The organism is Deltaproteobacteria bacterium (genome assembly GCA_019309545.1).
Lineage (GTDB): Bacteria > Desulfobacterota > Desulfobaccia > Desulfobaccales > Desulfobaccaceae > Desulfobacca_B.
This window is the reverse complement of sequence record JAFDGA010000021.1, coordinates 16,569-37,472: the sequence shown is the minus strand read 5'-3', so window position 1 is coordinate 37,472 and position 20,904 is coordinate 16,569. Positions and strand designations below refer to the sequence as shown.

General features: G+C 53.0%; 20 protein-coding genes and 1 tRNA gene. 14 read left to right on the top strand and 7 right to left on the bottom strand.

All coding sequences use genetic code 11. From position 1 onward, the window contains the following. Positions 1-186 (bottom strand): hypothetical protein (locus tag JRG72_07995; GenBank protein MBW2135157.1); only part of this gene is annotated, 186 nt, incomplete at its 3' end. Between the two features lie 486 nt (positions 187-672). Here JRG72_07995 and JRG72_07990 point away from each other — a divergent pair. The 9 genes from JRG72_07990 to JRG72_07950 all read left to right on the top strand — a co-directional run bounded on the left by JRG72_07990 (position 673) and on the right by JRG72_07950 (position 11,391). After that, positions 673-748: transfer RNA gene (locus JRG72_07990), tRNA-Lys, on the top strand. Positions 749-1,036: 288 nt separating this feature from the next. Further along, complete coding sequence (locus tag JRG72_07985; protein ID MBW2135156.1) at positions 1,037-1,195, top strand: hypothetical protein; 159 nt, start codon at positions 1,037-1,039, stop codon at positions 1,193-1,195. Beyond that, positions 1,195-1,461 (top strand): hypothetical protein, encoded by a 267-nt coding sequence (locus JRG72_07980; protein MBW2135155.1) that lies wholly within the window; start codon positions 1,195-1,197, stop codon positions 1,459-1,461. Before JRG72_07985 ends, JRG72_07980 begins: the two co-directional genes overlap by 1 nt. A gap of 67 nt (positions 1,462-1,528) precedes the next feature. Next, positions 1,529-2,503 (top strand): transporter substrate-binding domain-containing protein, encoded by a 975-nt coding sequence (locus JRG72_07975; protein MBW2135154.1) that lies wholly within the window; start codon positions 1,529-1,531, stop codon positions 2,501-2,503. Positions 2,504-2,589: 86 nt separating this feature from the next. After that, a complete protein-coding gene (locus tag JRG72_07970) occupies positions 2,590-5,565 on the top strand; it encodes a PAS domain S-box protein (GenBank protein ID MBW2135153.1) in 2,976 nt (991 codons plus the stop codon). Between the two features lie 26 nt (positions 5,566-5,591). Then, a complete protein-coding gene (locus tag JRG72_07965) occupies positions 5,592-8,015 on the top strand; it encodes a response regulator (protein MBW2135152.1) in 2,424 nt (807 codons plus the stop codon). Positions 8,016-8,167: 152 nt separating this feature from the next. Continuing rightward, positions 8,168-9,007: a fumarate hydratase gene (locus JRG72_07960; protein ID MBW2135151.1), complete on the top strand. Its 840-nt coding sequence runs from the start codon at positions 8,168-8,170 to the stop codon at positions 9,005-9,007. Between the two features lie 10 nt (positions 9,008-9,017). Next, positions 9,018-9,590 (top strand): Fe-S-containing hydro-lyase, encoded by a 573-nt coding sequence (locus JRG72_07955; GenBank protein ID MBW2135150.1) that lies wholly within the window; start codon positions 9,018-9,020, stop codon positions 9,588-9,590. Positions 9,591-10,035: 445 nt separating this feature from the next. After that, a complete protein-coding gene (locus JRG72_07950; protein MBW2135149.1) occupies positions 10,036-11,391 on the top strand; it encodes a sensor histidine kinase in 1,356 nt (451 codons plus the stop codon). A 76-nt stretch (positions 11,392-11,467) separates the two neighbouring features. Here the strand turns inward: JRG72_07950 and JRG72_07945 are convergent, their stop codons facing one another. After that, a complete protein-coding gene (locus tag JRG72_07945; protein ID MBW2135148.1) occupies positions 11,468-12,403 on the bottom strand; it encodes an NAD-dependent epimerase/dehydratase family protein in 936 nt (311 codons plus the stop codon). 619 nt (positions 12,404-13,022) lie between these two features. On the opposite strand from JRG72_07945, the gene JRG72_07940 reads away from it, so the two are divergent. After that, a complete protein-coding gene (locus tag JRG72_07940; GenBank protein ID MBW2135147.1) occupies positions 13,023-13,265 on the top strand; it encodes a DUF2007 domain-containing protein in 243 nt (80 codons plus the stop codon). A 67-nt stretch (positions 13,266-13,332) separates the two neighbouring features. Continuing rightward, a complete protein-coding gene (locus JRG72_07935; GenBank protein MBW2135146.1) occupies positions 13,333-13,899 on the top strand; it encodes a flavodoxin family protein in 567 nt (188 codons plus the stop codon). 41 nt (positions 13,900-13,940) lie between these two features. Here JRG72_07935 and JRG72_07930 read toward each other — a convergent pair whose 3' ends face one another. From JRG72_07930 to scpB, 3 genes are read right to left on the bottom strand one after another with little or no spacing between them, the layout of a single operon-like run. Continuing rightward, positions 13,941-15,083 (bottom strand): hypothetical protein, encoded by a 1,143-nt coding sequence (locus JRG72_07930; GenBank protein ID MBW2135145.1) that lies wholly within the window; start codon positions 15,081-15,083, stop codon positions 13,941-13,943. A 58-nt stretch (positions 15,084-15,141) separates the two neighbouring features. Continuing rightward, positions 15,142-15,357 (bottom strand): zinc ribbon domain-containing protein, encoded by a 216-nt coding sequence (locus JRG72_07925; protein ID MBW2135144.1) that lies wholly within the window; start codon positions 15,355-15,357, stop codon positions 15,142-15,144. A gap of 46 nt (positions 15,358-15,403) precedes the next feature. After that, complete coding sequence (gene scpB / locus JRG72_07920; protein ID MBW2135143.1) at positions 15,404-16,183, bottom strand: methylmalonyl-CoA decarboxylase; 780 nt, start codon at positions 16,181-16,183, stop codon at positions 15,404-15,406. 243 nt (positions 16,184-16,426) lie between these two features. On the opposite strand from scpB, the gene JRG72_07915 reads away from it, so the two are divergent. From JRG72_07915 to JRG72_07905, 3 genes are all read left to right on the top strand, one after another. Next, positions 16,427-17,284 carry a DUF72 domain-containing protein gene (locus JRG72_07915; GenBank protein ID MBW2135142.1) on the top strand — a complete coding sequence of 286 codons (858 nt, stop codon included), beginning with the start codon at positions 16,427-16,429 and terminating at the stop codon, positions 17,282-17,284. A 229-nt stretch (positions 17,285-17,513) separates the two neighbouring features. Beyond that, positions 17,514-18,479 carry a methylmalonyl Co-A mutase-associated GTPase MeaB gene (gene meaB, locus JRG72_07910; GenBank protein MBW2135141.1) on the top strand — a complete coding sequence of 322 codons (966 nt, stop codon included), beginning with the start codon at positions 17,514-17,516 and terminating at the stop codon, positions 18,477-18,479. Between the two features lie 24 nt (positions 18,480-18,503). Beyond that, positions 18,504-18,719 (top strand): hypothetical protein, encoded by a 216-nt coding sequence (locus tag JRG72_07905; GenBank protein ID MBW2135140.1) that lies wholly within the window; start codon positions 18,504-18,506, stop codon positions 18,717-18,719. Here the strand turns inward: JRG72_07905 and JRG72_07900 are convergent. Together JRG72_07900 and JRG72_07895 are read right to left on the bottom strand one after the other, a co-directional pair. Continuing rightward, entirely contained in the window at positions 18,710-20,170 is a 1,461-nt protein-coding gene (locus tag JRG72_07900; GenBank protein ID MBW2135139.1) for an FAD-dependent oxidoreductase, read from the bottom strand. The two genes, JRG72_07905 and JRG72_07900, sit on opposite strands and share 10 nt — an antisense overlap. Before the next feature lie 26 nt (positions 20,171-20,196). Then, on the bottom strand, positions 20,197-20,904 hold the full coding sequence (locus tag JRG72_07895) for a flavodoxin family protein (GenBank protein MBW2135138.1): 708 nt from the start codon (positions 20,902-20,904) through the stop codon (positions 20,197-20,199).

The following is a 20,904-nucleotide window of genomic DNA, read 5'->3' as shown; positions in this document are numbered from 1 at the left end:
GAACATCAACACCGGGTCCCAGGCGTCCCGGCCCCAATCCACGTAAAAGTCCCGGCAGGCATGGCGGACAAAGCTGAAGTCCACCACCTGACCCAGTTCATAAAGGAGGTGGGACCGCCGGGCCAAGAGGCTTTCATAAATATGGTTGCCAAAGAATGAACCGTTGGCTCGGCCCTTTTTGCTCATATCAGCTCCAGAAAAATGTTTCCTTGATATTACCATAAGTTAAGCATTTTGGGAGTCTTTTTTGTATTAATTTTTAGTAATATTTACGTATCGTTTTGCAACAGTCTCAAGCTGTCCAAAGCAATGCCCTGGGTCGTCAACGCCCCGGCAATCAAACGCAGTTGCTGAGCAAGTTGAGAAGCTACCGCCGTAGTCGCCAACGTAAACCGGACATCGTCGCCAATTAATTTCCCGGGGCAACACGTCCAATATGCAGCCTGAAAAGTTAATCAATTACACGCTCTGAGTAATGACTATCTAAATAATACCATAAAAAAAAGTCTTAGACACCGTCATCAAGATCGCCGAAGCCTTGGAAAAATCTGATTAAATATTGGGCTACGCCTTCAAGCTAGTTTGCGCGAACTGTGCGCGAAGGCGCGCATAAAATGAAAAATTTTTGCCAATTTTTATAAAATGTGCGATAATCAAGGCCAGTCAAGGTATGGGCCGTTAGCTCAATTGGTAGAGCAACTGACTCTTAATCAGTAGGTTCGGGGTTCGAGACCCTGACGGCCCACCAAAGATATCAACGGGTTAGCTGATTTGGCTAACCTTTGTTTTTTCTGTGTGAGACTTTGTGTGAAACCTTCCCCGGAAAGCTCTTCCGGGCTTACCCGTTCAAATACCGCCATCGCTTCCCGTTCCGCTTCTCCGATGGAATGTAGATAAATCTCGGTAGTGCTGCGGTTCTCATGTCCTAACAGGCTGTTGAAAAACTCGTTACTTGAGAGCGCCAAAAAGTACTGTCTTTAAAGCCCAAAAGGTGCTATACTCAAGGATAACAAGATCTTATACGGAGGCAACGACTATGCGGGGTGACGATGTACACCAGCAAGCAATGTTCAGCTACCTTTCTCCGGAAGCTCGAGTGCCCCAGGACCATCCGCTGCGGCCGATTCGGAACATGGTGAATCAAGCCCTGGCCGAACCGCTGTCGGACGAGCATTTCACCGGGACAGCACCGTGATGGCGGCTTGGGCCTCCCTGAAGAGTTTCCGGCCGGGGTCTCGCATTACCGTGGACGGTGATAAGGCTTGTGGTACTCGGGAGTTTGTCCAATCGCTGCTGGCTTTGAATGCCGTGCCGCATGGGGCCCAAAACGGCAAGGGGAGGAAATCTGCCATGGACCGCCGCTACCCGCCGTCCGGGTTACGCCCTCAGTCAACGCCGGCGCAAACCGGTAGAGGAAATCTTTGGCTGGTATACAACCAGAAGACACCTGTTTCCTCTTGAAACCGAAACCGGCGCCGGGAAAGGAGTGACTGAAAATATATATCCTTTATCAAAGTAAGGAGATGGGATGTATAATCGTTGGTTAAGATGGCGGAAGATCCTTTTGGTTTTCGTGGCAACGTGGTGGTATTCGATCATCCTGTTAGCTGTCGTTTTCACTGGCACCGTCTCGGGGGGCGATCTTCAGGAAGTTAAAGAAAGAGGGGTTCTGAGACATCTTGGCATTCCCTACGCCAATTTTGTCACCGGCAGCGGGGACGGCATGGATGTGGAACTGGTAAAACTCTTTGCCAAATATCTGGGGGTCAGGTATAAGTTCATCAAAACTTCCTGGAAGAATGTGATCGGGGACCTGACGGGGAAAAAAGTGAAACCTATGGGTGACGAGATCCAGGTCATCGGGAAGGTGCCGATCAGAGGCGATATGGTCGCCAATGGCTTCACCATTCTCCCTTGGCGGCAAAAAATTGTGGATTATTCCACCCCTACGTTTCCCACCCAGGTCTGGTTAATCGCCCGCGCCGATTCACCCCTGAAGCCCATTGTTCCCAGTGGTGATATCAGAAAGGATATCGGTGCGGTTAAAGCCCTTTTAAAGGGACACACCATTCTGGGGAAGGCCAATACCTGCCTCGACCCGGCTCTTTACGGGTTGAAAGAGACTGGCGTCAGGGTGAAACTGTTCGCTGGAAATGTCAACGAGTTAGCCCCGGCAGTCATCCAGGGCGATGCCGAGAGCACCCTCTTGGATGTCCCTGATGCCCTGATCGCCCTGGAGAAGTGGCCCGGCAAGGTCAAAGTGATCGGTCCTCTTTCTCCCCAACAGGAAATGGGTTGTGCCTTTGCTAAAACCTCCCGGCAACTGCGGGACGCCTTTAATCAGTTTTTGGCAAAGTGCAAAAGGGAGGGCACCTACTTACGCCTGGTAAAGAAATACTATCCTGCGGTTTTAGACTATTATCCAGATTTTTTTAGAGAGAAAGTAGTCTCCGACATCGAAGGCGGTTCCGGACCAGGAGTAGGAAGCGATCGAAAGCTTTAGCCTGAGAAGGGTTAAGCTTTTGTAGCGGTAAAAACGGTTGGCATTTTTTTGGAGGTAATTATTTCATCGGAAAGCAGACGGAGAAGATGGACAATACTCAGCACCCCTTAATAAAAAGGTATTTCATCGCCTTGCTGATGGGTATAGCGCTGGCCGGATTCATCGCTTTCCTGATCGGAGAGAATTACTTATCCCAGGTGGAATTACAAAAGTTGGCTTTGAAAAATTTACGGCAGGATCTGGAGAAGCGTGCCGCCGCAGTGAGCTATTTCTATTCCGAGCGGAAACAAGATCTGCGAGATCTCGCCCACAGCCGGGAGATCTCGTTATTCTTTGAAAATAAGGCCCTGGGAATGTCCATGGAATATGGCCTCAGGGCTAGCCTGATTGCTATCCAAAAGTGTTTTGATCGTCTCCGGAATGAAAGGCATCTGGGTCCCGGACCGATCTATACCCGCATCGTATTTATTGATAGTTCTGGAGAATGTTTGGTGGATAGCCGGTCGGCAGACACCAAACGGCAGGATGAGTGGAACTGGCAACAATTCCTGGCCCCGGAAGGCTCGGGCCCGGTCATCCTTGTCAAACCCCTCGGGCGTCGTCTGGTGAAGGTAATGGTCTCCACTCCCTACGTTTTTAAAGGCACCTATGCCGGACAGATTATTGCCTGGGTCTCAACCAAAACCCTTTACACCCATCTAATTGCTGGAGGGTCCGGAGCCTCGAATCTGATTCTCCACATCATACTGTTACAGCCAGATGGACCCTACTTAGATGTATATCGGCATACAGACCTACGCCACTCATTGCTCCCCGACCTCGGCAGAATAAATCCCGGTGAATCCCAAGGGGTTCGGACAGTCAGCAATGATCGGACCCAGGAGAAGATGATTGCCCTCTGGGTTCCGATTCACGACACGCCCTTCTGTCTGCACGGTGCTCTACCCATAACCGAGGTATTCGGTTCCATGTCTCCCTGGCATCTGCCGGTGGTGCTCGGGTCCTTAGCGCTTCTTCTATTAGGTGGGATAGGGATTATCTGGAGGTCCGACAAGCGCAATTTGGATCTGCAGGCCCGCCTGGTAGAAGCCTCAAAAAGAGAGCGGGAAATTATTGAAGAGAAGAACCGCCAGCTTGAGGCAGAAATCGCCGAACGGAAGCTGACCGAAGAGGCGCTGCGAGCAAGTGAAGAAAGACTAACCGGGATTATCCAATCGGTGCCTGATCATATTAGCATGATAGATGAAGATCATAATATTTTGTTTGTTAACGAGGTTGCCAGGCGATTATTTGGACCCGACTTAGTGGGAAAAAAATGCTACGCGGTCTATCATCGGCGAGAAGAGCCTTGCGAATCTTGCCTTGTCAGCAAGGTTTTCCAGGACAGTCAAATCCATGAACATGAGACTGAAGTAATTGGCGCCGACGGCCAGATAATGTATTTATGGCGCTGCGCCGGTGTGGCGGGCCGACATCCAGACGGACGTCCGAAAATGGCAGTGGAGGTGTCACGCGACATTACCGCCCGCAAGCAGGCCGAGCAGGCACTAAGGGAAAGCGAAGAGTTTAGAAACAATATTTTGATTAATTCTTCGCATCCGATAGTTGTTATTAATCCAGATACTTCCATAAGGTATGTGAATCCGGCCCTGGAAAGGCTAACCGGTTTTTCCTCCACAGAGCTTATTGGCCAAAAGGCCCCCTATCCGTGGTGGACGCCGGAAACCGTGGAAAAAACTGCTGCAGACCTGAGGGCAGCTATGGGTGAGGGCACATCCAAGCTAGTGGAAATTTTCCGGAATAAGGATGAACAGCGATTCTGGGTGGAAATCAATTCCACTCCGATAAGGAGCAACGGGGAATTCAAGTATTATTTGGCAAACTGGGTCGATATCACCGACCGTAAACTGGCCGAGGAGGTGTTAAAATTAAATGAATCTCGCCTGGAGGCCCTATTAAGACTTCATCAACTGACGCATGCCACCCCCCAGGAGATCATAAACTTTGCCCTGGAAGAAGGAACTTCCCTTACTAAAAGCAGGATCGGCTATCTGGCCTTTACGAATGAAGACGAGTCGGTTCTGACGATGTATGGCTGGTCGAAAAGCGCCATGGCTGAATGTCGCATCGCCGATAAGCCGATAGATTACCCGGTAGAGACCACCGGACTCTGGGGCGAAGCAATTCGGCAGCGCCAGCCGATAATCACCAATGATTATACCGCGCCCAACCCCTGGAAAAAGGGCTATCCCGAGGGCCATGTTGAGATCAGGCGGCATATGAATGTGCCGATCTTCGAGGGTAATCATATTGTCCTGGTCGCCGGCGTAGGTAACAAACCCTCGGACTATGACGAATCTGATGTCCGCCAACTTACTCTGCTGATGGCCGGAATGTGGCGAATTATTCAGCGCCAACAGGCCGAGGAGCTTATTAAGGCCTCGCTCCGAGAAAAAGAAGTGCTTCTGAAGGAGATCCACCACCGGGTCAAAAACAATATGCAGATTATTTCCAGTCTGCTCAAGCTGCAAGCCGGATATGCCGATGACCCCAAGGTATGTGAGGTTATCCAGGACAGTCAGAACCGCATAAAAATCATGGCTCTGGTGCATGAGTTACTATATCAATCCCCGGACCTGGCCAGGATTGACCTACCTTCTTACATCAAGACCCTGGTAGAGGGGCTGTATCAAACTTATAGAGCCGATTCGACGAAAATTGCCCTGAAACTGGCGGTGGAAGACGTTCACCTGGGGGTTGACATCGCCATTCCTTGTGGCCTGATCATCAACGAACTGGTCTCCAATTCCCTGAAATACGCCTTTCCAGACCATAAAAAAGGTGAAATTAACCTCAGCTTGCATTCTATGGGTGATCAGAAGCTGGAATTAATCATCCGCGACAACGGCGTGGGGCTGCCGGAAGATTTCGACTTTAACAAAGCCGAATCATTAGGCCTGCATCTGGTACATATCTTAATTGAAGAACAGCTCCAGGGGAAAATCCGGCTGAATCGGACCGGCGGCACCGAATTTATCATCGAATTTTCTGCTAAGCGCTAAGGATGACTACTACAAAGGATCGACTAATGAAAAAGCGTATCTTGATCGTGGAAGATGAAAGGATTATCGCCGAAGATCTGCAACGGACGCTGGAGAACCTGGGTTACAGTGTTGCCGCTATCGTGCCCTCGGGGGAGGAAGCGGTAGAAATAGCCGCAACCCATAACCCCGATTTGGTGCTGATGGATATTGTCTTATCAGGTGAGATGGATGGTATCGCGGCCGCGGAGCAGATCCGCTCCTGTTTCAAAATCCCGGTGGTGTTCCTCACCGCTTATGGAGATGAGCAGACCTTGAAGCGCGCCAAATTAACCGAACCTTTCGGATATATCTTAAAACCTTTTGACAACCGAGAATTGCACATTACTATCGAAATCGCTTTTCACAAAAGTCAGACCGAGAAGCGGATTGAGCACCTCAACGCCGTATTGCGGGCGGTCCGCGGTGTCAGCCAAGTCATCACCCCGGAAATAGAGCGCGACCGGCTGATCCAGCACGCCTGCGACAAATTAATCGAGACGCGGGGTTATTTAACCGCCTGGATCGCACTCTTGGATGAATCCGGGCGATTTGTGCAAGCCGCTGAATCTGGACTGGGTAATAACTTTCACCCCCTGCCGGAGCGCTTGCAACGTGGTGAGTTAATTTACTGTGCTCTTCAGGCCCTGACCCAAACGGCTCCGGTGGTAATTCTGAATCCGCCGTCAGCTTGTGGTGATTGTCCCTTGGCTCATCAATACCAAGGCCGGGTGGCCATGACTTGCCGATTGGAATATAACGGCCAAACCTACGGGTTGCTAAGTGTTTCCATCCCCCCCGAAATGGCGATTTACCCGGAGGAGCGAGAGCTTTTCCAAGATGTGGGGGAAGATCTGGGTTTTGCCCTGCACAGTATCGAACTTAGGGAAGCGCGCCAGCGGTCGGAGGAGGCGCGGCAGGCTTCAGAAGTCCAAATGCGCAACCTGATCGAATCAGCCCCGCTAGGGATCAGCATAGTTCAGCACGGAAAATACGTTTATGTCAATCCCGCTTGGCTCAAAATGTTTGGCTATGACCATGCCAGGGAAATTTTGGGTCGCGAAGTGGGGTCTTTCACTGTTCCGGAGCTGCGAGAAATGGTCCGACAGAGGCGGTCAGATAGTTTGGCGGGCCGGGAAGTCCCCCCTTACGAGGTCAAAACCCTGAAAAAGAATGGCCAAACTTTTAATGTTGCAGTGAGGCTGGCGCTAATAGACTATCAGGGCGAACCGGCTACGCTGGCTTTTATTATCGATGTCAGCGCTGAGAAAAACCTGCGGGCACAACTCCAACAGGCCCAAAAAATGGAGGCAGTGGGGACCCTGGCCAGCGGCATTGCTCATGACTTCAATAATATTCTTCAAGCTATTCAGGGTTATGCCGAAATTCTTCTCTTGGAGCTGGACAATGATCATCCTGGCTTTGCTGAATTAAAAACAATAAACAAAGCCGCCCAGCAGGGGGCTAAATTGATCCAGCAAATTCTTACCTTAGGTCGGAAGGCAGAGAGCAATCTCCAACCGGTCAATCTCAATGAGGCCATTGAGAAAATTGAAAAGATCTTGGTCAGAACTATCCCCCGGATGATTGCCATTGAATTACGGCAGGCGCGTAATTTATGGACGGTCCATGCCGACCCGATTCAACTTGAGCAGGTGCTGTTAAATCTGGCGGTTAATGCCCGCGATGCCATGCCAGCAGGAGGGAAATTAATCCTGGCCACCGAAAACCTCACTTTAGACCATCAGCACCGCCAAGATCATCTGGGGGTCAAACCCGGTGATTATGTCTTACTCAGCGTTTCCGATACGGGCTGCGGCATGTCGAAAGAGCTGATGGAACGCATTTTTGAGCCATTCTTTACCACCAAAGAGCCCGGTCGGGGCACCGGCTTGGGGCTGGCCATGGTCTATGGGGTGGTGCAAAGTCATGGGGGATACATAAATTGCTCCAGCGAACCCGGGAAAGGAACCACTTTCAGAATTTATCTGCCGGCTTTGGACAAAGCCGGTGAACTGGCCCAACCAGTGGTAAAGAAGGCTTTAGAGGTTTCCTGGCAGGGGACAGAGACCATCCTGTTCGTCGATGACGAGGAAACCCTGCGAGATTTAGGTCAAAACATGTTGAAAAGGTATGGTTATCAGGTAATTACTGCGGCCAGCGGCGAGGAGGCGTTACAGATTTATCGACAGCAGGCCAGATATCTAGATCTGGTTATTTTGGATCTATCGATGCCGGGCATGGGGGGTAAGAGATGTCTGGAAGAATTGATTGGACTCGATCCCCAGGCCAGAGTGGTTCTCACCAGCGGTTTTAACGAGGACTCTGTGGGACAGGAAGTTTTCCAGGCCAAAAAAACCTGGTTCCTTAGGAAGCCTTATAACCTGAGACAACTGCTCACAACGGTCCGGGGGATCTTAGACAAGTTCTAAAAAAACCAGCGATTTCAATTGTCATCCTTTCCGCAATCTTTTAAGGTGGGGAAAAGAGCTTGAGGGGAGAGGGGGGCTGACGGTCCCCCGGCCCTCCCTTAAATTAACCTTTTAAACGCGGAGTAACATAAAGATATAAATGAGAAAAAAAGATGCGAGAAATCAACGTTAAAGAAGTGACCGCGGCGGTCAGACAAGCAGCGATGACGGCTAATTTTGAGCTGGGGGAAGATATGATCCGGGCCTTGGAAAAGGGGCTGCGGGAGGAAGAATCCCCGGCCGGCCAAGAAGTATTCCGGCAATTATTGGAAAACGCCCGCATTGCCCGGGAAAAGCTGATCCCCCTCTGTCAGGATTGCGGCCTGACCGTAGTCTTTGCCGAGGTCGGGCAGGAGGTCCATCTGGTCGGGGGCGACTTTAATGAGGCTATTCAGGCAGGCGTGCGCCAGGGATATCAGGAAGGCTACTTGCGGAAATCCTTGTGCCATCCCCTTACCCGCCAAAACACCGGCGATAATACCCCGGCGGTGATCTACACCAGCATCGTGCCCGGCGACCGCTTAAAGCTGATCGTGGTCCCCAAAGGCGGCGGCAGCGAAAACATGAGCCGGGTCTATATGCTGCGCCCGGCCGCGGGCCTGGCCGGGATCAAAGAGAAGGTGGTGCAAACGGTCCGGGAGGCGGGAGCCAATCCCTGTCCGCCGACCATCATTGGGGTGGGTATCGGCGGCACCTTTGAGCAGGCCGCCCTGCAGGCCAAAAAGGCCCTGTTGCGGGAGGTGGGTAGCCAGCATCCCGACCCGGAGTTGGCCGTCCTGGAAGAAGAGTTGTTGACCCTGATCAATGATCTGGGAATCGGCCCCCAGGGGTTGGGGGGACGTTTTACTTCCCTGGCCGTCCATATCAACCTGATACCTTGCCATATTGCCAGTCTGCCGGTGGCGGTTAATGTCCAGTGCCATGCCAGCCGTCACCAGGAAGTAGTGTTATAAGGAGCAGTCCATGTCCAGAACCATAAAATTAACCACCCCTTTGAATGACCAGCAGGTCACCGATCTGCAGATTGGTGATAAGGTTTTGCTGAGTGGTGTCATCTATACCGCCCGGGATGCGGCGCATAAGCGTCTGATTGACCTGTTGAACACCGGCCAGGAGCTGCCCTTTGATCTCCAGGGTCAGGTGATGTATTATGTGGGTCCCAGTCCGGCACGGCCCGGTCAGGTGATCGGGGCGGCCGGCCCCACCACCAGTTACCGGATGGATCCCTATACCCCCCAGCTTCTGGCTCGGGGACTCAAGGCCATGATCGGCAAAGGCAAGCGCAGCCCGGAAGTGATCGACGCCCTGGTGAAATATAAAGCGGTTTACCTGGGGGCGACCGGCGGGGCCGGGGCCTTGATTGCCCAGGCCATCAAAGAGGCTCAGGTCCTGGCCTATGAGGATCTGGGTCCGGAAGCCATCCACCGGCTGGTGGTGGAGGATTTTCCTACTATCGTCATCAATGATTGCCGGGGGCACGACCTTTATGAGGAAGGGGTTAAACACTATGCCCGGTCAGGCAAGATCGGTTGCTAAAGCAACGGCTATTTATTTCTCGAAGCATTTAAAAGGTTAATTTGATGGGGAAAAAGGGGGATTGTCGGCCCCTCCCCCTTCCCAAAAGCGGTTTTTCTCTGCCCCCATCCATTTTTTGCGACCCGAGTAAGAGCTATAGACGGTGGCGAAACTAGGTAAGGCAAATCTACACTGCCTTGAAGGGCAGTTATTAAATATGATAATATATAAATGGATCACTCAAGATGCTTGCCAGTTATTATTTTTCCCGGTTATCCCAAAATATACAAAAAGACTGACTGGGATTCATTAACCAAGACATTAGGTTAAATCCCCTTCTCCTTTGAAAGCACTTTATTAGGACCCTGATGCCCCAATTCATGCAACGCCATGCATCTGATGTTCAGGCTGTGAGCAATGTCTGGTAGGTGAAATCTCCGAGACAGCGGTTAAAGGAATCCGACCCATGGAACCCACTGATCTAGATGTGGTTCGCCAACGCGTCCAGGAAAAGAAAAAGAGTTTCCAGGAATACAATTTCGGCCGGTTACAGGATGATGCGATTAAAACCTTCTTCGACCTGTCCCAGGAATATGAAACCCTGGAAAACCTTTATCGGGTCTGCATTACGGTCATTAAGGAGTTCTTTGACCGGGACAGCCGCCTCTGTCTGGTGTCTAGCGATGCCGGCCGGATGGAGTATGTGTGCGACAGTTTGACTGGACTCCAGCCTGAAATGACGCCGCCACCTCCGTATATTTATCTTTCCAGCACCACCTATGAGGTCGGGTCCTCCTGGATTATTCCGATCCGGGGCAATCGTTTGTTGGTGGAACGGTTGCCGTTTTTTGCCAAGGACCAGGTGATCGGCATGCTGGAAATCTTTCCGGTGGATGGTCTTTCCGAGTCTGACAAGTTTTTCTTTGAAAAATATACTAACCGTCTGGGCTACTGTTTAAATAACAAAATCATTCTCTGGCAGAACATCCAGCATATTCGGTTTATCAATAGTCTGGTGGCCGACATCGAACATAATGTCATCACCCCGAACATCAGCCTGACGCTTTACTTGCGCCATTTAAAAAAGAAAATCATGTCCTTGCATGACCTGTGCCGTGGTCTTCCGACCGCCCCCGCAGCCGAGGCCAAAGCCCGAGAAATAGCCCCGGCCCTGCAGGAATTGATTCAAGGCATCGAAGAAGATTTTCAGAATCTGGAAAAGCATTATCAAGGCATCAGCCTGTATTTAGAATCCCTATTCCGGCCCAGCCATTTCGAGAAAGGCCACTTTGTCCTCCGACGTCGGACCTGCAACGTCCGTAGCGAGATCATTGCTCCGCAGTTGGAACTGTTTTTGCCCAAATTCCGGGAACGCCAGATCGAAATCGACGAAAGCCTGGGCGGGGTCCCGGAAGAAGATCTCACCTTATCCGTAGATAAGGGATTGATTGCCCAAGTATACGCTAATCTTTTCTCTAATGCGGTGAAATATACCCGCCCCAGCCCGTCGGGCCGTAAATATGTTTCTTTCGGTCGTCAATTGGTCAAAGATTTTTTCGGCCCGGGCAAAGATGGAATCCGCTTCAATGTCTTTTCCTCCGGGCCTCATGTTCCGCCCCCAGACATCGAGCATATCTTTGATGAAGGGTATCGCGGCAGCAATATCGGAGGAGAAGTGGGAACTGGCCGCGGCCTCTATTTTATGCGCAACGTCATCGAAACCCACGGCGGCCAGGTAGGCTATGAACCTACCTCGGAGGGCAATGATTTTTATTTTATTCTACCGGTCCTGGGATTGGAGAAATCTCCTGAAAGGTCCTGAACCGGTTCTTTGCTGAGCTTTCCTTCTCCGGTAGTTCCAACGGTATTAACGCGGGTTAGCTTCTGTCTGGATCTTCCTAGGTGGTTGAATGGTGGCGAAAATACTCCACCGTAGCGGCCAGACCCTCCTTCAAGGGGGTCTGCGGCTCCCAGCCCAGTTGCGCCCGGGCCTTGCCGAAATTGATCACACTGCGCCGCTGCTCCCCGGATTTGGGCGGGCCGTGGTACTCCTCCATAGAAGCGGCAGTAAATTCCTTCAGATAATGGAACAGGGTGTTGATGTCCGTCTCCAGACCGGTGCCGATATTGATTTCGCCCTGAACGTCGGCACCAAGGGCCAGCCAGTTGGCCCGGGCCACGTCCTTAACATAAACAAAGTCCCGGGTCTGTAACCCGTCGCCATTAATCACCGCCTGTTCCCCGCTCAGCATCTTCTCGGCAAAGATGGCCACTACCCCGGCCTCCCCGTAAGGATCCTGCCGGGGCCCATAGACATTGGCGTAACGCAGGGCCACATACTTAAGGCCATACTCCTGCTGATAATAGTAGAGGTACTTCTCCACCGCCAGCTTGGCGACCCCATAGGGACAGACCGGCCGCAGCGGATGCTGCTCATCGGCGGGGAAATAATCCTGTTCGCCATAGATAGCGCCGCCGGTGGAAGCGAAAATAAATTTTTCCACTCTAGTCTCGATCGCGGCCTGGAGCAGGTTCAAAGACCCCATGATATTGATCGTGGCATCGTAGAGCGGATCAGCCACTGAATTCCTGACACTGACCTGGGCGGCCTGATGGCAGATGACCGCTGGCTTAGTCTGTAAAATCAGATCATAAACCTCAGGACGGCGAATATCCAACTGATGAAATTCAGCCTGCGGATTGAGATTGGCCCTTGAGCCGGTGGAGAGATCGTCGACCACCAGCACCCGGTGCCCCTGCTCTAACAGGAGGTCCACCACATGTGAGCCGATAAACCCGGCCCCTCCGGTAACCATGATCAGTTTAGCTGCCATATCTGCTCCCTGGTCGAGAGAAATGGGGGAGGATTTGCCATACCAGTAATTTATGGCCAAAAAAGTTCGATTTTAGGTAATTAGGGATACCGGTCCTCGTTTCTGAGACAGATTTTCTCGGCCGGGTTAATCAAGCCCAACCATGATCCGAATAATCAATGCCAAGATTTAACTATACATGGGAAAAAGTTTCCGGACAAGTAATTTGTAAAAAGGCGGCTCCGCGCGTCACCGGTTGTCGGAGGGCAAACCGGGTCCGATTTAAATTTATTAACTGGATTGCGAAAAAATATCTTGACAAATACAACAACAGTTATTATTATAAAATTGACCCCAGGAAGCCAAGGGGCACTGGTTGTCAATGGCTGGCAACCCGAGTAAATCTTGGATGGCTGTTGGTTTCAGAATCTCTTTAAGGAAGTTCCGCCTCCGAAAGGAAGCGGTGAATTCCCAACAAGAGAGGATGAAAGTGGCAGAGGAGTAAGAGATTGAAAAGGTTGGCGGTGAGGGGCAGTCAGCAGCGTGGTTACCTGGGGTTATTCTTATCCGGGCCGGGGTTCCGGCCTTTTTTTCTGGGATTTAGAATTATTTTTCCTCCGGAAAAGAGAAATTTTCTCCGATGCCTTATGTCAGACTGCGCACTTTGGCGAACCGCTTTGAAGCCGACCTGCTGACCCGGGCTCTGGATCAGGCCGGAGTCGATTATTTTTTACGAACTTTTGAGGATACCGCCTATGATGGCCTGTTTACGGCTCGCGAGGGTTGGGGAGCGATTTGGGTGGCCGCAGCCGATCAGCAGTGGGCGGCCGGGATTATCGCCCAGTTTGAGCAGGCCTACGGGTTAGACCTGGGTTCTGACTAAGGCCCAGACAGCTGGTCTGGCCAGCGGCCGTTATATTTCCTACTTTTTACCTAAAGAGGAGAACTTCATGGACGTGCTGGCTATCTCTGGCTCTGCCCGCGCGGCGGGCAATACCCAATATCTGCTCAACCATGCCCTGCAGGTGCTCCAGCAACACAGTTTTACCACCGCCCTGATCTCTCTCCATAATAAGCATATTTTGCCTTGCACTGCCTGCCTGCAGTGCGCCGAGGAGAAGAATGTCTGCATCTTGGCGGATGACTTCATGCCCATTTATGAACAGATGCGCCAGGCTAAGGCCCTGCTGATTGGCTCCCCGGTTTACTTCGGCTCCGCCTCCCCTAATATCATGGCCTTGTTAGATCGGGCCGGATATCTAGCTCGCCTGGGCGATAATATTTTTTACCGGAAAATCGGTGCCCCGGTGGTCGTGGCCCGCCGGGCCGGGGTTAATTTTACCTATGCCCAACTGATGTTCTTCTTTTCCATCATGGGAATGGTGGTGCCAGGGTCGAGCTACTGGCCGATAGCTTATGGCCATCAGCCCGGCGAGGTGGCCCAGGATGATGAGGGTCTTAAAACCATCAGCGATCTGGCTGAAAACATCGCCTGGCTCTTGCAGAAACTTCGATAACCCGCCAGAAATCGACTTAAGGGGAAGGCTTTGAATAGAGTTCAAAACCCCAGGGTCTTATAACAGCCCTGGCAGGCCGGCGGCCAGGGATAAAGAGGTTCTGGTCGGGCAGATTGCGGGCGGATGGTCTTTTGTTGGCTTGGGACGGTGCCCCGTTGGACCAGTTCGGTCAGCAGACCGGGTACCCGGCCGACCCGATGGCGGAAAAAATCGGTAAACTGACGATAGGCCAGCTGTTGGCAGTGTTTTAAAAAATCACCGCTTCGAACATTGCCATAGGAATAATTGTGGGCGGTGTAGGTCTGTCCGAAAAATTGCCGAGAAAAACCCTCCCCCACCGGCAGCCCCAGGTAAACGCAGGGGCAAAACTCTCCGAAGACAGTGACAAAGGCATTTTTTAGGGGATTGGCATCGCATACCATCAGATCTAAAATGGGGTGGAGGGGGAAGTTGCGAAACGGCAACCCTAGTTCCCGGGCTTTCTGTTCCGCCTGGTGGCTAATCTCGTCAATGGCTGGTTCCACTGCCGCATGGGTATACAGTGACAGGGGTTCCATCTCCGGCACCGGAATAAAATCCAGGTTGGTGGCATTAACCCGGTCCACTCCCAGGGTGGCGGCCAATTCAATAAATTCCGGCAACTCGCCGATATTCGGCCGCATTTTCATAAACAGCAACACCACCTCCGGACGGCGGCTCCCCACTTCCCGCTTGCGAGCGCATAAGGAGCCGATCTGGCGGGTCAAGCGGTCAAAATCGCCTCCCGGCCGCAGCCTCTCATAGGTCGCGGCCTGAGCCCCATCCACGGAGATGGCCACCATATCCAGATGCTCCAGCACCTGGGCCTGCACCGCCTCGGTCAGGCCCAAACCATTGGTGGTCAGGCCCACTTTGCAACCTTGGGCCCGGGCCACCTGTGCCATTTCCCAGAGGCGGGGATGCACCAGAGGCTCCCCCCAGCCGCTTAAGTGGACCTGTTCAAACCGGGCTATGCTCGGAAGCAGCCGCTCAAAATCCTCCCAACTCAAGTCATGGGCGTCCCAGCGGTCTTTGCAGGCCGACCGGGGACACATCTGACAACCGGGGAGATTGCAGCGGGTGGTAACTTCAACCTGGAGATACTGTAAGTGTAAAGGCCGACGACCTAACAGTATCCGGCCCAATTCAGTCAGCCTTTTTATCACCGCCACCTCGGCCCGGAAATCCGGGCCAACTTATACTTGCACAATTCTAGAAAATTCTTCAACTATCCTCAGGGGCGTCCCCGGAATGGCCACCCTTAGTAGGTCCAGCCGGTCCGGTACAGCGTTCTGAGGGGAGCTCCGAAGCGGAGACAACTCGGATCAGCGTTCCTAGGCCGCAGGCCGGACAGAGAATATCCTCCCCCAAGTCTCCCGGGAGTAACAGCATATCCCGTCTGGCCCCGCAATGCGGACAGACAAAGTCATAAATTGGCATGGCTTGGAAATTCTCCCTTTTGAATTCCTTAAAAAATGATGACTTTCTATTCTCCTTTAAACTCTGGCGGACGTTTCTCCAGAAATGCCTGCTGGCCTTCCAGATAGTCTTTACTGTGGTAAACTTTTTCACGTAACCCCTGGATGCGCTCAAAAGTCTCCGGACTCAAGGGCATGGCATTGCCCAGGAGGCGGAGTTGCTCTTTGATTACCGAGATGCTCAACGGCGAATTTAAAGTGATTATCCTGGCCATCTGATAGGTAAAGCTTTCCAACTCCGCCGCGGGGACCAAATGGGTAAGGATACCCACCGCCAAGGCCCGTGGGGCGGCAATCGGCTGGGCCGTGAAGAACATCTCCTTGACCGTAGCCATTCCCACCCTATTGATGAAATGCAGGATACCGGCAGGATTATAAGGCACTCCGATGCGGGCCGGGGTAATGGCGAAGCTGGCGGTATCAGCGCCAATCAGGATATCGCAAACCAGGGCTAACTCGCAGGCCCCGCCCCAGACGCTTCCTTCAATCATGGCGATCACTGGAGCCGGGAAATGTTGAATGGCCCGGATAAGCCGTTCTATATGACCATAATACGGCAGCGCCTCTTCCCCTGGCTGTGGGAATTCGGTGATATCCACTCCGGCCGACCAGACCTTGGACCCTGGAGGAGCACGCAAAATCAACGCCCGGGCTTTTTGATTCCTAAATTTAGATAAAGCCGCAATTAGTTCACTGACCAGGGCCCTACTTAAGGCATGGCGTTTAGCCGGGTGATTGAAGGTGATAGTGCCGATCTGTTCCTGGAAATCAGTTAAAATAAATTCCAATCATTCTCCTTTAATTGATTATCATCCTTTTATTGGTTCATTCAGCCAAATGATCTGGCCCAAGTATAGCCAGATTAAGATAATCTTTGCAAGCGATAAACCTTGTCATGTTAACCAACTGAACTTAACCGCCTGACTGAAATTGATGGATGGCCGGCAAGCAGAACCTTTCCAAACCCGCTATCAAGGGATATAATTATTTTAGGATATGGGGTTCGTGGCAATAAGCAACCGGAGTCTAAGATGATCCGCATCGGTCCGGCGGGCTGGGACTACCCCGATTGGCAGGGAGTGGTCTATCCCCCCAAAATAAAGGGCACGGAGCGACTGGTCTTTCTCAGCCAATTTTTCCTGGTGGTGGAAATTAATGTCACTTTTTACCGGCCGTTGTCCCCGGTGGTGTCCCGGCGCTGGCTGGAAGCGGTCGCCGAACACCCCGATTTTCGCTTTACCGCCAAGCTCTTGCAGGTATTTACCCATGACCGCACCGCGGCCGCCTGGCAGGCAGAGGCCTCGGTTAAAGCTGGTCTGGAACCGCTGCTCTTAGCCGGTCGCCTGGGGGTATTACTGGCCCAATTTCCTTATTCATTTCATCATACCGAGGCCAACCAGGCCTATCTGGTAACTCTCCGTCAGCATTTTGCCGACTATCCGCTGGCCGTGGAGGTCCGCCATCGCTCCTGGCAGCGCCCGGAGGTACGGCAATTTTTGCATGACCAGCACCTGGAATTCTGTAATATTGACCAGCCCCAGGTTTCCTATGCTCTGGGGACTACCAACTGGGTGACCGGTAATGTGGGTTATCTGCGCCTGCACGGTCGCAACCGCCGGGCCTGGTTCGGAAAACTCAACGACCCCCACGCCCGCTATGATTATCTATATGACTCCCATGAGTTGGCTCAGCTGGAACATCGGGCCCGGGAACTGGCAGCCCAAGCTACTGAAACCTATCTGATTTTTAATAACCATCCGCATGGACAGGCGGTAGCCAATGCCCTGGAGATGATTAAGCGTCTGCGGCCTGGCCGCCTGTTATTGCCCGAAAGCTTAAAGGCTGCCTTCCCGCGGTTGAATCCCTTGGAAGACGTGGTAGAGGGCTAGGGGTCTGGCAGACCTTAGCCCTCTACCAAACCCTCACCCCCAACCCTTAAGGGGGGGTGGGAGGGGAGCTTGAGGGGAGGGCGGGGGGCCGGTGGTCCTCCGGCCCTCCCCTCAAATTAACCTTTTAAATACACCAAGTAACAGACCTTCGCCCCTATGACTTTTATTGATTGGCAGGCGGGCAAGTGATAAGGTATTAAATAGGATAAATTAAGTGGAGCAAAAATTTATGGATATGGTTGAGCAGATCCGAGGAGGGGACATCCGCACCAGTGCCCGGCTGATACGTGATATTGATGATGGCGTCCCCGAAGCCCGAACAGTTCTAAAAGCCCTGCACCCTTACACCGGTCGGGCCCACATTATTGGCATCACCGGCGCTCCCGGGGTTGGCAAGAGCACCCTCACCGATAAGATGATTCAATATCTCCGGGAGCATGACAAAACCGTCGGGGTGGTAGCGGTAGACCCTACCAGCCCCTTTTCCGGCGGCGCCATCCTGGGGGATCGCATCCGCATGCAGCGCCATGCCACTGATGAGGGAGTATTTATCCGCTCTCTGGCGACCCGGGGGCACTTTGGCGGGCTAACCGTGTCGGCCCGGGCGGTAATCGCCGTACTCGATGCCATGGGCAAGGATTATGTCCTGGTGGAGACTGTGGGCGTGGGCCAGGATGAAGTTGAGGTCGTCAGCACCGCCCATACCACCCTGGTGGTCACCGTGCCAGGGATGGGTGATGATATTCAGGCCATCAAGGCGGGCATTCTGGAAGTAGGCGACCTGTTCGTGATCAACAAGGCCGACCGGGACGGCGCCGAGCGCACCTACCAGGAGCTGGTCACCATGCTGGAGATGCGGGCCGCCACCCGAGAGGCGGACAGCTGGCAGCCTGGCGTATATCTTACCGAAGCTCCCCGCAATGTTGGGATCTCCGAGCTGATGCAAGGGATTTTCGCCCACCAAGAATTTCTTCAGCAAGACGGTGGTAAATTATTGCAAAAAACCCTTTATCAACGCACTCGGGCTGAATTACTCGACCTGATCAAAGCCGGCATTGCCCAGAAAATTATGCAGTCCCTGACCGCCTACGACCGCCTCGAGCAACTGATTGCCGATATCCTTGATAAAAAGACCGACCCCTACACGGTCAGCGAAGAAATCGTGGCCCGCACTTTAAAGCAGTGCAAATTTTAATCAACCGGCTTTGGGGAACCAGGGGTGTCGATTCGTTATCTGGCGCAGGAATTATATCGGGCGGAACAAAAAGTTGACCAACTAAAGCAGGCCCTGGCCGCGTTAGGGTCGGAGCCGTCGCCGAAGCGGGTGCAGCTCGAGGCCGAACTGTTTCAGGCCCGTAAAGAGCGCGATCATTACAAGACCCTGTTGGAAGCCAAGAAGGAACCGCCCCCTTGGCGCACCGGTTCTCATTGTTGAAGAGCTTGCTGGGCTAAGCGGGCGGCCCGTTGTCCGGTAAGCATAGCCGCCTCCACGCAGGGCAGGCCGTCCAGGTCGGAGTGGGCCAGGATGATGCGCCCTTGCCGGGGCGCAATCCGGCCGCGGATGGCGGATAGAAAGCCGGGGTAAGGCACTACCTGGGCATGGCCGTAACGGTACATTCTGATCTCCTCGGCCCAGCTGTCGATACCAGGCCAGATTTTCTGCAGCCCGGTGAGAATTTCTTCAGTCTTGACGGCTACCGACTCCTGAAGCAAGGCCTGCCGCGGCAGCGGAAAGGCCTGCGGTGCATAAACCACCATTACCTGGGGCTCCCCCGAGGCTGGCGGATGGGGTTCCAGAACCAGGTCTGAAAAGGCAGCCTCTCCTACTATCCAGTTTTCAAATCCGGGGGTAGCGAAACCTTCAAGCCCGCACACAGCCGCTACTACATAATTACTGTATTGAAAGGGCTGAAAAATTTCCGGGCTCCAGCCCGACACTCCGGCCAGCAGACGCCGGGCGGCAAATTTCCCTATCGCCAGGATAACTAAGTCGGCCTGCAGCAGATAAGGCTCCTGCCGGTCCTGATCCCAGATACAAAGCCGGATGGCCTCTGGTTGTTCCTGTAAACTAATGACCACCTGGCGGACTCTCAGGCGGTCCGGCCCAGCTCCTTTAAGCAGAGCGGCCGCCAAGCGGGCATCGCCCTCGGGAAAGGCACAACTGGTGGCCTCCGGAGAGCATTCTGACATCAAAAAATAAAGTGCCGCCCAGGCCGACACCTGGGCCGGTCCAGCTCCCAGACAGGAACGGCAATAGGGGTCCAAAAGTGGGGCCAGTTCAGAGGAATAGCCCTGGACCACCTCCAGGTAATGCTGCAGGCTGATCTGGTCCAGCTTTTCCCAGTCGAGGCCGGCTGGCGCAAAGCCGTTCGCATCCCGCTCCCAAGCCGCTAACTGTTGGGAAAGGCGCAAAAAATCATCCCGGCCCTTGGGGGAGATCGGCAATTGCCGAATGCCGGATTCGTAAAAACAGTCAGGATACCACTGACCCTGATAATAGAGGCAACTGACCGGGCCGGTGATTACGGCTGAGTCAACCTCCAGGCCCAGTTCCTGGTACCAGCCTTTCCAGTCATTATCAGTAGGATAAAGGAAGTAGGCCGCGCCTTCCGGATAGCGGCAACCCCGATATTCTCCCCCTTTGCAGACGCCTCCGGGCCGAGCATCGGCTTCTAAGATGACCACTTCCTTATGGCGCAGTTCATAAGCGGCGGTCAGCCCCGACAGCCCGGCACCGACCACGGCCACTTCAGTAATGATTTCAGGCCGCTCCGGGAAAGTCAGCCTGGGCCTCTTGCCCTGAGGATAAAAATATTGGTGACAGAGGCTGGGATCCTCTCCGCCCCAGGGCTGAATCCGCAAAGGCTTTAAGGTCTCCATCGTCATGATTGGCCGATCGACTCCGCTCCGGTTTACTTTTGCCAGATTTGCTGCATCAGGGCGATCATTTCTTCGAGTGGGGCCAGCGCCTGGGTCAGGGTGGCCAGGGTATTCTGCTCAACCTTGCCTTGCTGTACCACTTCGACCCCGGCCTGGACCGTAGCGGCCAGCACCTGTTGCACCTTTGACTGGAATGCAGGGACATCCATAAATTCGGAAGAATGGCGATAAATGCCGGCCGCTAAATAAGACCCATAAAAAACCTGCATGGTGGGCCGGATAAATTGAAAGATCTCCGGGTCGGGAAAACCACCGATGCTAAGAGCAACAATGCGGGGATGCCGTCCGAACCGCAAAGGTAAAACTGCTTGGGGTTCGTCCGATTTCTGGGTAAAATCGATTTTGGCCGGATCGTAAATGGGCAAGGTGCGTTCGATGAAGGCCTTCAGCCGGGCATTCATATTACCACAATAAAGCGGCGTGGCCAGCACTACTAGATCCGCTCCCAGAAACCGGTCGAGTAATTCATTGGTCATATCATCATCCTGGATACAGCGGCCCGGGGTATTGGTCCAACAGCTAAAACATCCCAGGCAGTGTTCGACCCGGTGGTTACGAAGGTAAATGGTCTCAGTGCTGGCCCCGGCCTGGCGGGCACCCCCCAAAAATTTTTGCAGGATAAGCTCGGTCTTGCTGGTCTGGTTATCCCGGGGACTACTGTTGAAAGCAACAATCTGCAT